Origin of the sequence: Spirosoma endophyticum (assembly GCF_900112365.1) — a bacterium.
In the GTDB taxonomy this organism is placed as follows: domain Bacteria; phylum Bacteroidota; class Bacteroidia; order Cytophagales; family Spirosomataceae; genus Spirosoma; species Spirosoma endophyticum.
Genome location: NZ_FOLQ01000011.1, coordinates 37,274 through 49,986 on the forward strand (window position 1 = coordinate 37,274; position 12,713 = coordinate 49,986).

Below are 12,713 nucleotides of genomic sequence, written 5' to 3' on the forward strand. Positions count from 1 at the left end.
CCAGGCATGAATTTATCATTCTGAGGAACGAGGAATCTGCGGGTAAGCATGAATTCGCGCCCGCAGATTCCTCGTTCCTCAGAATGACAAAAAAGTTACTGATTAAACTGAATACTATTCAACTGAATGATACTGTCGTTTGGCTTGTCCCGTTTCACCACCACTACATACACATCGTGTTTGCCCGTTATTGGCTTGTCAAATGTAGCGGTTACCTGTCCCGCCGTTTTCCAGTCGCCAGTTGCTTTATAGGTTGTTCGACTGACCACGGGTGCCTGGTAGGAATCGAGCCGTACCTCGATTTCGCCGTCTTTGTTTAGCGATGAATAGTCATACGTCAGCGATTTGATAGTTGTCAGGTCAATGCCTTTTAGCAACACATATGATTTATGATTTCCCGCGCCCAGCCGATTGCCAAACCGTGGGAAGCCAACATAAGCATCGGCGTTTAGCGTTTTGACCTGGGCATTACGCAGCGTTACGACGTCAGTGCTCGTGAGCGGCCCAACCACTTTGCCGCCATTGTCGGTATACGTAGCAAACAGTGTATACTGACTGCGTGGATCGTCGGCCTTGTGTTCATTTAAGGCTAGCTCCCCCTGTAGCGGAATCGCTTTTTGATTGCGGGCGTCTGTGAGCGAATAGATATATTTCACCATCTCCTGAGCGTCCTGAACCGGAATTTGCGGGTGGGCACTCATTAGGTGGTCTTTGCTCCAGTTGCCACCACCGCCTTCAATGATCTTTTTGGCTAGTTTTTCCACGCTGCCCGCCTGGCCTTTATACCGCTCGGCAACCGCCAGGAACGTTGGCCCAACCGATGGTTTGTCAATCGTATGGCACGCTTTACAATCGCTGCTGGCTATCAGGTTTTTACCTAACGAACCGTTCCCAATAGACGCTACATCCTGATGCCCAATCTGCGGAGTTGCCGATGACGCACTGCCTGCCTGAGCGCTGTATTCATAGAAAACCTTAATGCGTTTGGGATCAATCTTCGTGTCTTCTTTGTCCGTCACTTTTACGGCATACGTTAACGGCTTGTTTCCCCAGAAGAATGATTTGTTGCCCGGTGTCGTAATCGCTACATCCGGTTTCGCATTTCCCACTTTCACGACGATGGTATCCATGCCCACCAGACCCGTTTGATCGGTCACTTTCAGGATAGCCTTGTAGATACCGGGCTTGGTGTAGGTATACGTAGCATTGGGTTTTGTATCGCCCACCGTTTTGCCGTCAAACAGCCATTGGTACGTTAGTTTGTCGTCATCATCCAGATCTGTACCGCGGCCACCAAATTTCACGCGTAGGGGCGCCTGCCCGAATGCTTCATGGATCACGGGCGCATTACGTCCGTCGGAGGTCAGGTAGGAGCGGGCGCTGAACTGGGCCGCTGCGACAGAATCAATGACCATTGCTTTGACAATGGGCGCCCGGTTGCCGGTATTGTATTCGATTTTTACGAGCCGGGCGTCGTCGTTATCAGCGCCGTACACGGAGCCATATTCGAGCATATACATAATGCCATCCTTGCTGAATGCCAGATCAATGGGGCGTCGGAAATCGCCACTTGCCGACATAAACGGCTCCGTGCGAAGGTAATTGTCATCTTTATCGACCTTGACCGCCAACACCCAGTTGCGCATCCAGTCGAAAATAAACAGCGAGCCGTCGTAATACTCAGGGAATTTATTTTTGGACGACGAGTTTTTGTCGTAGCTGTAAAACTGGCCCGCCATGGCGCTACGTCCCCCCTGACCCAGTTCCGGGAATTCTTTAGACGCTGCGTAGGGATACCAGATCATGGCCGGATTGGTGGGCGGCAGATTTTTTAGCCCGGTATTTTTCGGTGAGTTGTTTACGGGTGCTTTCGGATCGAAGTGCGCCCCGACGGTATTCGTGGCGAAGTCCAGATCGCCATACGGCTGACTATTCCCGACAAACAGCGGCCAGCCGAAATTTCCCGCTTTTTTCGCCTGATTGAACTCATCGTAACCGCGTGGTCCTAATGTGCTGCTGTCCTTCCCGGCATCCGGTCCGATTTCACCCCAGTAGAGGACGGAGCTTTTCGGGTTCACCGCAATTCGGTAGGCGTTCCGTAAGCCCATCGTGTAGATTTCGGGTAGTGTCTGGGCCGTGCCTTTAGGAAACAGGTTTCCGTCCGGAATGGTGTACGTACCATCGGGTTGTGGATGAATACGCAGAATTTTTCCCCGGAAATCGTTGGTATTTGCCGCTGTCCCCCGCGCATCAGCGGCCAGATGGTCGGGCCGGGCGTCAATGGGTGCGTAGCCATTAGAGGGGAAAGGGTTCGTGTGATCGCCCGTGGAGAGGTACAAATTTCCCTCTTTGTCGAACGTGAGCGAGCCGCCGTGGTGCGACCCAGGCTCAAACAAACTCGGCACCTTCAGCAGTATTTTTTCGGATGCTACATCGAGTGTGTTATCGTCCTTGATAACAAAGCGCGAGAGGTTATAGAAAGGATCTTTTTCAACGTCGGGTGAGTAATAAATGTATAGAAAATGGTTAGTCGAGAATTTTGGGTCAAGCGTTATTCCCTGTACACCGTGCCCCTGTTTGGTAGGTACCGTGAACTTATGCACCAGTTGGTGCTTATTCGTTTTGGCGTTATAGACTGATAAATTGCCGCTACGTTCCGTGAAGAAAACCCGGCCGTCATCGGCCACGGCAACCTCCATTGGTTCGTTTAGATCATTGACCAGAACGGTTTTAACGAACCGATTCTCTTCGGGCATCACTACCGCGTATGACTTGCTGTAATCGAGAGGCTTGCCGGTTCCCATCGCCCATTTCAAACCACCCCATACGTGCTGCACAAATAAGGGTTCGCTGAAACTTGCGTCTTCATGGCCACCACCGGTATAGAACGCCCGGCCGCCATCGAATTCATGATACCAGGCAATGGGGTGGTTGCTGCCGTTGGTGCCACCGTCGTAGGTGTTTTCGTCCAGGTTGGCCAGTACGTTCAGGTCTGAATAGAGCGACCGATAATTATACCACTCGTCGGTACGTTCCCAGCGGTCGGGTAAATGAGCCGTGGAAATGTGTTTTTTGTCAAGGACCTCAACCGTTGCTTTGCGGACGTTGGAATTGCTGGGGTGGCTGGAAAAATAACCACCCATCAGCTTGTTGTACCACGGCCAGTCATATTCGGTATCGGCGGCAGCATGAATGCCCATGTAGCCGCCACCCGACTGGATATACCGCTCAAAAGCCGCTTGCTGGACTTGATTCAGTACGTTCCCTGTTGTACTCAGAAAGACCACCGCCTGATAGTGCTTTAAGCTATCGTCATTGAAATAAGCTGAGTTTTTGGTGGTGTCGACCCGAAAATTATTTTCCCGACCAAGTTTTTGAATGGCGGCAATCCCGAACGGAATCGAGGTGTGTTTCCAGCCCTTGGTCTTCGCGAAAACCAGCACTCGTGCCGACGTTGGTGTTGGTTGAGCGACTGCCTTTTGCGTACTAAGGCAGGCAAATAAGCTGAGCGCAATTGCTGAGATGCCAAACAGGCGGTGCCAGTACGTACTAGATGTTGATAACATAAGAAAACGAAAAGTTGAGTAGCTAATTTTCAGGAGCGTGTGATTGCCTGATAAGGCATTTTACTGGATAAACTACCTAATGCCCTGTCAAATCATGGAAAAGTATTACTCTGTTCTCGCTTTAAATAAACTTATTAACCACGGAGGCACGAAGAACACAGAGTTTTGATTTTTCTTTGTGTTCTTCGTGCCTCCGCTTCGGCGGTACGATATGGTCAATTCCTCTGCTTATGAATCGTCGTCACTTTATCCAGCAATCGGCCGTGGGGGCCGGTCTAGCACTAGCCAGCCAGCCAATATGGGCAATGCCCGCATCCGCTTTTCCCGTGGTTCGAACGGCGGCTGGACAACGGAAATTTACCAGTGCCTTCGTCGAGCAGACGATTGAGCGGATGCACAAAACCATTCGCGACCCGGAACTGGCCTGGCTGTTTGAAAACTGCTTCCCCAACACGCTCGATACGACCGTTCAGTTTAAAATCACGCATGACCAACCCGATACGTTCGTGATTACGGGCGATATTGACGCCATGTGGCTGCGAGATAGCACGGCGCAGGTGTGGCCGTATCTGCCGCTGATCAAGGAAGACCCTACGTTACGGCAATTGATTGCGGGGGTCATTCGACGGCAGGCGCAATGCATTCGCTGGGACCCGTATGCAAATGCGTTTTATGCCGATCAGACCAAGGAAGGCGAATGGAAAAGCGATAAAACGACCATGAAGCCGGGTCTACACGAGCGCAAGTGGGAGCTGGATTCGCTCTGTTATCCAATCCGACTGGCGTATCACTATCTGAAAACGACCGGAGATACTAGCCCATTCGATGCTGACTGGCTACAGGCGATGCAGTTGGTCCTGAAAACCTGTCAGGAGCAACAGCGAAAAACCAGCCGGGGTCCCTATAAATTTAGTCGCGAAACCGCCTGGTCGACCGATACGGTGCCGGGCGATGGATTCGGCAACCCAACTCGGTCCATTGGGCTGATTCACAGCATTTTTCGCCCATCTGATGATGCAACCGTGTTTCCGTTTTACGTGCCGTCGAACTGGTTTGCTGTTGTCTCGTTCCGGCAGTTAGCGGCTATGCTCGATCAGCTTTTTCCCAGCCCGAAGGCCGAACTACCTACGTTTTCAAGCGAATGCCGCGCGCTGGCCAATGAAGTAGAAGCTGCCCTGAAAAAGTACGCCATCTATACGCACCCGGTATATGGCAGAATCTACGCGCTGGAAGTGGACGGTTACGGAAATTATTTGCTTCAGGACGACGCGAATGTGCCGAATCTGCTCGCGCTGCCCTATCTGGGCGCTATGCCTGCCGCTGATCCGATTTACCGGGCTACCCGACGGTTTGTGCTCAGTCCCGACAATCCCTATTTTTTCAAAGGAAAAGCCGCTGAAGGTGTCGGGAGTCCGCATACGCTGATCAACAACATCTGGACGATGAGCCTGACCATGCGGGCGCTCACCTCAACCGATGACCAGGAGATTCTGGCCCAACTGCGCCAATTAAAGCAGACCCACGCGGGTACGGGCTTCATGCATGAGTCGTTCGACAAGGACGATCCGGCCAAATTCACCCGCAAGTGGTTTGCCTGGGCGAACACGCTTTTCGGCGAACTCATCCTGAAAGTGGCGAACGAACGTCCGCAGTTGCTGAGTAAAGAGATATAGGCTGAAAGCGAGTTTTCGCCTACACCATTATCGGGTTGAACGGGTTAGTTGCCAGGTTCCCTTGGCCTGGCCACCGTCTGATTTCCAGGTTCCTTTTAGCAGCGAATTGGCGTATGAACCTGTAAAGCTTACTTCATCGTCTTCAGCAGGGTCCATATACGTAGCGCTGAGCTGCCCGTTTTGCCAGCTAATCGTTTTCAAGCTGGCAGTTTGCCGGTTGCCATCGTCGGTTATCATCGTTACCTGACCCATTAGCTTCTTGCTACTATCCTGATTAAGAACTAACTCGAATTTTCCTGAAGAATCGCCCGAATAGGTACCTGCCCATTTTCCCGCGACGGTCGTTAACGTATCGTTCTTAACTGACGTTTGGGCTTGGGCTGTCTGGAACGTAACAACGAGTAAAATGATGGCTGAAAGTAGGATTTTGATAGACATGGCGAATTGGTTTATAGTATGCTGTAAGAGTTAACTAATCAACAAAACGTTGCATGAACCTGAGCGTTTAGATTTCAGGCCAACGAGATTTTCACTTTAGTAGCTTGATTGATAACGTATTGCCGCGCTTCGTCATATTCTTCTGGGGTGCGCAAATGCTCAAGCATAAAGGGAACTTCCTGCGGCAGGGACGTAACGTTACGCAGATACGTAGCGTAATCGAGTTGTCCCCGTCCCGGCATGGTTTCGGCAAAATGGCCGTCTTTTCCGTAGATATCTTTCGCATGCGACGACACGATCCAGCGGCCTAACTTCTGGAAGGTTTCGTTGATGAGTGCTGTATTGTTATAGAAACGCGTTGGCGTATTGATGATATTGGCCATGTCGACATGGGCGCCAAAGGCGGGTCGGTCAATGGCCTTTATAAATTTCAGGTATGAATCGGGTCCATCGGGTAAACTCCATCCCATCATTTCCAGTGCAAACTTGGTCCGTTTGGGCTTTACCGCGTCGATCACTTTACGGCAGTTTTCGACCGTTGCATCGAAGTAGTCATTGCTAATGTCGCGAGCGTCAGGACCGTCCCATTTAGTGGGGTTGTATGAGCCGCCAATATCGACACAGGTCAGGGCGCCAACAGCTTCGGCCAGAGCCAGGCGCTCGGTTACGTAGGCCAGATTTTTTCGACGCTTTTCGGCGTCCTGATCCAGCATATTTACCCACGCACCCACCTCGGCAAGAATCACATTCTGAGCCGCAAACGCTTTCCGAATGGCGTCAATTTTAGTGGTATCTTTCACATCAACCGTTGGCACGTAGGCCGAGCTGTAGCCCAATCGTCGGTGTTCCCGTGCTAATTCGTCCGGATCGTCGCTTTTGAGAAAGATTGGGCCACCCAGCCGCAACGGCTTCTGCGCCAGCCGAAAGGCTGGAAGAGACGGTATAAACAGACTACCCGCTAAAACAGCCGATGACTGCAAAAAACGGCGACGAGCAATGAATTTCATTGGAAAGGACGGTTGTGGTTTGCCAGTTGTCTATAAAAGCCACAAGACCGTTTAATCTATGATGCCCACCGAAAAACCGCTACGTATCGAGAGTCAATACGCTAGGTTCCAGTTGCCGTTTTTTCGCTACTCCATACCAATCTTTAATACGCGCCCCACTTCTTTGTGATACAATCGACCGATGGGTAGCTCCTGTCCGCCGATGTCGATGTGGCTGGGGGTGTAGGCCGTTATTTTGTCAATGGCCACGATGAACGACCGGTGGATACGTAAGAAATCGGCATCGGGAAGCATCTCTTCCAGCGAACTGATACTTTGTTTGACAACCAGCGGCTGAGCCGACACGGTTATAATTTTGACGTAATCCCGAAGGCTTTCTATGTACCGGATGTCGCGGATAAAAACTTTCACCATCTTGCGATCGACCCGGAAATACAGAAACGTATTTTCGGAGGACGTACTGGTCTGTTTATCAGTCAACTGTGTAGCGAGAATATTCGTTGGCTGGAACTGTCCTGAATTTACCAGGGGTTGGTCCACCCGCATTACTTTGGAAACCGCCCGCAGAAACCGCTCAAACGAAATGGGTTTCAGCAGGTAATCGACCACATCCAGTTCGTAGCCATCCAGGGCATAATCCCGATACGCCGTCGTAAAAATGACTCTGGGTGGCTGGCGTAAACTGCGCACGAAGTCTGTACCAAGCAACTTGGGCATTTTAATATCCAGCAGCATCAAATCAACGGGTGTTGATTGTAACACACTGAATGCCTGGATGGCATTGTGGCATTTTCCCACCACGTCCAGGCCATCAACCATAGCGACGTAGGACTCAATTATGTCCAGCGCGGGAGGTTCATCATCAACAAGTAGACAGCGGATCGGCATACATCTAGGCAGATTAGGCAATTTCGGCCAATTGGTTGACAGGCAGCAGAGAAGGGACTGTTGTTGATTGAAGTTCCAGGGTTAGGGCAATCATGAAGGTTTCTTCTTCGGCCACAATTTTTAATTCATGACGGTCGGTATAGAGTAGTTGCAAGCGTTTCTGTACGTTCTGCAAACCGATTCCACCAGCATACGTATCGTTATGGGGGTGCTCTTCCCGGCTATTGATCACCTTGAATTTCAGTACGTTAGTTTGAACCGACACCTCAACATGCATCCAGGCCTGTTCAAGTTGTTCGCTGGTGCCGTGCTTGAAGGCGTTTTCCAGGAAAGGGATCAGTAGGAGCGGGGCAATCAATTTGCCCTCGCAATCGCCTGAGATGGTAACGGACATATCCAGCCGATCACCGTAGCGCAGTTGTTCCAGCCCGATGTAGTTGCGCATAAACGCGATCTCTTTGGTGAGCGGTACCTCGGGCGCGTTGCACTCATAGAGCATATAACGTAGCAACTCCGACAGTTTCAGCACCACCGCTGGCGACTGATCCGACTTGCTGAGCGTAAGGGCATATAAATTATTCAGGGTATTGAACAGAAAATGCGGATGTATCTGTGATTTAAGTAGTTGCAGTTCGGCCTGTAATTTTTCCCGCTCAATTTGTTGATAGGCTTCCTGTTTCAGATACCACACCTTTACCAGCTTAATGGCAGCCGCAAAACCGCCAATCGTGGTGCCTCCGCGCATACCTGCCATCATAGCCGCTACAAACGTATTTCTTACGGTTGGGGCACCGATGGATAAACGTATTGGGTCCACAACAAATATGGATAGTGTTGCCGAACAGATCGACGTGACAACGACAATAAAAAGGAGTGCAATCACTGCCCAACCGTAACGGCCTCTAAACAGGAAATGAGGCATCAGCCTATAAATAATGCTATAGGTGAATACCATATGCGCGGGCATGAACAGCAGTGCATCAATGCCCGCCATGGTAAAGCCTTTCAGGAAGGATATGGGCCAGGACAGCCCTTGTCCATGCAGATAACCAGCGGGTAAAAAACCGTACGTGAACGTGAAAAATAGTGTCCAAACCAGCCAGAACAAACCATGCCGCATCAGTCGATGACGGGGTTCATTCGAGAAGACAAACTCTTTGGTCAAACGCTGCATAGGTCAGGTAATTACTCCCCCGAATATAGACAAACGTAACGTATTGGCCTATCAATCAACCCCATTGTCGACAAACAACGGGCTGTAGTTGATGAACAACGTTTTAGCTCAACAAACGACGGAAACAGACAACGAATAGGTGTATGTAGACGCACTGGTGTTACTGGCCGATAATCCTGGCGGGTTATTGGGCGTGTTTCTACTTTTGACTCAGTTCCCGACTAAAGTGCACACACTAAACAGACATGATATGAACACTCTTTCGCAACCCCGCTTAGCCATTACAGTTCTCATGATTCTTGTTGCTTCGTTTGGTACGCAGGCACAATCGAAAAACAGTCCACCCGTAGTCCGTGACGGATTCTGGGTTATTGAAACAACTCCCAAAAGTCACCAGTGTACAGTACGGTTTTATACGAACGAGCAAAAACTCATTTACCAGGAAACCATGAACCGTAGCCTGAACATCGACCGCAAACAAACCAGGCTACAGTTGAACGTAGCACTGGAGCAGGCTATGTTTGTCTGGAATGCTACCCATAAGGTTCCCACCGACCGGCAGTGGGTAGCCGTGCGATTCGAACGGTAACGAGTTTTCTCTCCTCTATTGACACCAAACATGGCCTGCGATTCGTCACGGGCCCTGTTTGTGTTTACAGGTTTCAGGTGATACGTTCTGAATGTGCATAGATTGAAGGTGGAGTAGGTAAATTTTAGGGCGGCCCCGCTTTTTCAGACATATCTGTAAATTACTCGTTCCCATGCAATCCAACAGACGCACGTTTATAAAAAGCCTGTCGGCGGCTTCGGCGCTGATCGCTACTGAGAGCGTTGCCAAGCCATTCGGTGTACCGGCTTATATTCCCAATCTGATGAAAGTGAGTCCGAATGACAAAATTCGTTTTGCGACCATCGGCATGGGCATTCAGGGCAACTTCGATACACAGGCTGCATTGCGCAATCCCGATGTCGAATTAGTTGGCGTTGCCGATCTCTACACGGGACGGCTCGAACATGCCAAAACCGCCTACGGCAAAGACAAGGATTTATTTACTACCCGCGACCACCGCGAAATTCTGGCTCGCTCCGACGTTGACGCCGTACTGGTCGTTACGCCCGACCATTGGCACGATCACATCACAATTGCAGCACTCAAAGCGGGCAAGCACGTGTATTGCGAGAAGCCGATGGTACAGCATTTGAACGAAGGGAAAGCCGTAATTGACGCCTGGAAAAAGTCGGGTAAAACGATGCAGGTCGGTAGCCAACGTATCAGTAGTGCCGCTTTTCAGGAAGCCAAACGATTGGTCGAAGCGGGCGAAATCGGTCAGATCAACTACATCGAATCCAACAATGACCGGTTCAGTGCGATTGGTGCCTGGGATTATTCGATCCCGCCCGATGCATCGACGCAAACCGTCGACTGGGATCGCTTTCTGGGTGACGCGCCTAAACGTCCGTTCGACGAGAAGCGCTTTTTCCGCTGGAGGAATTACAAAGATTATGGTACGGGCGTAGCCGGGGATTTATTTATTCACCTCATCACGGGTGTCCATTTCGTGACCAACACAATGGGGCCTACCCGTATTTATTCATCGGGTAACCTTGCTTACTGGAAAGATGGCCGCGACGTTCCCGACATCATGGCGTGCATTATGGATTACCCAAAAACAGAGCAGCACGAGGCTTTCCAGATGGTGTTGCGGGTGAATTTTGCCAATGCGGGTAAGATCAACGACGTAACGCGAATCATTGGCAACGAAGGGCAGATCGAGTTCTCGGAAAATAACCTGATCATGACCAAAAAGAAGCTGCCGATTGCTCCCGGCTACGGTGGCTACGACAGTTTCTTTACGTTTACGGAGCCTGTGCAGCAGGAATTTGTGAAAGGATACGACGCCAAATACCCACCCGAAACCCGTACCTCCGAACCCGTAAAAGAGGTGAAGTTCACCGCGCCCAAAGATGACGATGCCCATGCTAAACACTTCGCCGACTTTTTCGACAACGTTCGCAAGGGAAGTCAGGGTACCCTTGAAGACCCTGTGTTTGGATTCCGGGCTGCCGCGCCGGTATTGGCCTGCAACGAAAGCTTTTTTGAGCAAAAAGTGGTGCACTGGGACCCCATTACAATGACGCAGAAGAACCCGACAGCCCCGACATCTACCAGGAAAAAGACGATCGCTTCGACAAAATCAACGACGAAAAAAACGTAGCTGTTTCCCGCTCTCCAAAAGCACGTATTAACCGTCGGTTATGGTACCTCTTTTTGAGATTTAATAGTTACCCTAAAATCTTTGATTGACTTCGTAGCTTAGTTGGTGGAGCAATTGGCCTTACGGGTGGCCCCGTCTTAATCAATGGACCGACAGGTCGAATCTTTTCGTTGTTACGTTGAAAATAAATCAGCCACTTACAAGAATTACTTGTAAGTGGCTGATTTATTTTCATACAGGACGTAATACGGCTCTGATACTAATCATTGAACAGATTGGTACATAGCCCGCTAGTAACAACCCCGCAGGATGACTTTATTCCGGCTATACCGCTTACGGCTTGTAGCTCACCCGGTAGATAACGCCGTTGTTATCATCGGAGAAGAGCAGAGAGCCATCGGGCATCGTGGCAATGCCCACCGGTCGGCCAAACTGGGACTGGTTATTGTCCACTAGAAAACCCGTTATAAAGTCATCGATGCGCGTGGGTTTACCGTTATCAAAATGGACACGTACTACGTTATAGCCCGAGGGCTGTGTGCGGTTCCACGATCCACGCATGGTAGCAAACGCATCGTTTTGATACTCGGCCGGAAAATTACTGGCCGCCCCGCTGCTTCCCGTATAGAACACCAGACCAAGCGGAGCCGCATGTGCATTGTAGGATAAAACTGGCAGCGTCGTTTTAGCCAGAATCTGGGCGTAGGTCGTATCACCCATTGGCCGGGGATGTGGGTTGTAATTGCCATCGCCATAAATATATGGCCAGCCATAAAAAGCCCCTTGTTTGAGTTGATTGAACTCTTCTTTTTGCTGTTCATCACCCAGCCAGTCAATGCCATGGTCAAAGCCATAGAGTTCTTTGGTTTGAGGATGCCAGCCAAAACCAATCGTATTACGAAGCCCACGGGCAAAAATGATACGGCCCGTACCGTCGGGATTAGCTCGTAGGATGGTTGCGTTTTCAGGGTTGGAATCAGCACAGGCATTGCACGTACTACCTACGGTGATATACATGAATCCATCCGGGCCAAAGGCGATGGTTCGGTTAGGATGCTGGCCGGCATCGGGCAGGTTGGTAATTAGTACCTGCGGCTGACCCAATGTGCCATCAGACTTTATATCGGCCCGATAGACTTCGTGGATGGCCACCAGATACATCTTGTCGGTATAAATCGTAATGCCGTGAACGTCTTTGATCGTGGCTACCACCTGCTTTTGATCAGCCTTACCATCGGCATTTGTGTCACGTAGCAGGGTAACGGTACCGGCTTCACGGCTGGTCGCGTAGACATTTCCTGAGGAACTGACGGCCAGCATCCGGGGCTTACCGAGTTGGTCCGCAAACTTTGCAAGGCTAAATCCGGCAGGTACTTTAAGCTGGGCTATTCGTTGATCAGTAGCATCAACTAAAGCTGGTTCAAATATATTTCCTTCCACCTGAGCCGACGTTGGCTGTTTGTTCGTTTCAGGAATCTGCGTATCAAAAGGTTCGTTTTTACTACAGGCCAAGAGTAAAGACGTCATGACAAAACCAACAAAAAGGGTTGGTGGAACCAGATTTTTCATAGAATTATTCAGTTTGATGTTGAGTAAGCAGAAGGAACTGTTTCAAATTGACGGGCCAAAAGGGACCTGCCACCCAAATAGCTTCTTGGTTTCGTGGGTAACTATTCAATATATTTTCAAGCTTAAGATTGGCTGCCATTATGGCGCTGGTCTTAGTATACGTCAGGCAATACCAGATCAGT

General features: G+C 50.2%; 9 protein-coding genes. 3 read left to right on the forward strand and 6 right to left on the reverse strand.

The genetic code is table 11. The annotated features are described in order from the left end of the window. Positions 1–95: 95 nt before the first annotated feature. Positions 96–3,566, reverse strand: a complete 3,471-nt coding sequence (locus BM202_RS23285; RefSeq protein WP_093830651.1) for a ThuA domain-containing protein — start codon at positions 3,564–3,566, stop codon at positions 96–98. A gap of 230 nt (positions 3,567–3,796) precedes the next feature. Between BM202_RS23285 and BM202_RS23290 the strand changes: the two genes are divergently transcribed. Then, positions 3,797–5,239 carry a glycoside hydrolase family 125 protein gene (locus BM202_RS23290; RefSeq protein WP_093830653.1) on the forward strand — a complete coding sequence of 481 codons (1,443 nt, stop codon included), beginning with the start codon at positions 3,797–3,799 and terminating at the stop codon, positions 5,237–5,239. 27 nt (positions 5,240–5,266) lie between these two features. On the opposite strand, the gene BM202_RS23295 is transcribed toward BM202_RS23290, so the two are convergent. The 4 genes from BM202_RS23295 to BM202_RS23310 all read right to left on the reverse strand — a co-directional run bounded on the left by BM202_RS23295 (position 5,267) and on the right by BM202_RS23310 (position 8,746). Continuing rightward, complete coding sequence (locus BM202_RS23295) at positions 5,267–5,677, reverse strand: hypothetical protein (RefSeq protein ID WP_093830655.1); 411 nt, start codon at positions 5,675–5,677, stop codon at positions 5,267–5,269. Positions 5,678–5,751: 74 nt separating this feature from the next. Beyond that, a complete protein-coding gene (locus BM202_RS23300) occupies positions 5,752–6,684 on the reverse strand; it encodes a sugar phosphate isomerase/epimerase family protein (RefSeq protein WP_093830657.1) in 933 nt (310 codons plus the stop codon). Between the two features lie 126 nt (positions 6,685–6,810). Continuing rightward, entirely contained in the window at positions 6,811–7,572 is a 762-nt protein-coding gene (locus BM202_RS23305; protein WP_093830659.1) for a LytR/AlgR family response regulator transcription factor, read from the reverse strand. A 13-nt stretch (positions 7,573–7,585) separates the two neighbouring features. Then, on the reverse strand, positions 7,586–8,746 hold the full coding sequence (locus BM202_RS23310; protein ID WP_093830661.1) for a sensor histidine kinase: 1,161 nt from the start codon (positions 8,744–8,746) through the stop codon (positions 7,586–7,588). Positions 8,747–8,996: 250 nt separating this feature from the next. On the opposite strand from BM202_RS23310, the gene BM202_RS23315 reads away from it, so the two are divergent. Both BM202_RS23315 and BM202_RS23320 read left to right on the forward strand, forming a co-directional pair. Continuing rightward, positions 8,997–9,335 (forward strand): hypothetical protein, encoded by a 339-nt coding sequence (locus BM202_RS23315; RefSeq protein ID WP_143100735.1) that lies wholly within the window; start codon positions 8,997–8,999, stop codon positions 9,333–9,335. 172 nt (positions 9,336–9,507) lie between these two features. Continuing rightward, positions 9,508–10,962 carry a Gfo/Idh/MocA family protein gene (locus BM202_RS23320; RefSeq protein ID WP_093830665.1) on the forward strand — a complete coding sequence of 485 codons (1,455 nt, stop codon included), beginning with the start codon at positions 9,508–9,510 and terminating at the stop codon, positions 10,960–10,962. A 333-nt stretch (positions 10,963–11,295) separates the two neighbouring features. Here the strand turns inward: BM202_RS23320 and BM202_RS23325 are convergent, their stop codons facing one another. Then, positions 11,296–12,531, reverse strand: coding sequence for a PQQ-dependent sugar dehydrogenase (locus BM202_RS23325; RefSeq protein WP_093830667.1), 1,236 nt, complete (start codon positions 12,529–12,531; stop codon positions 11,296–11,298). Positions 12,532–12,713: the final 182 nt, after the last annotated feature.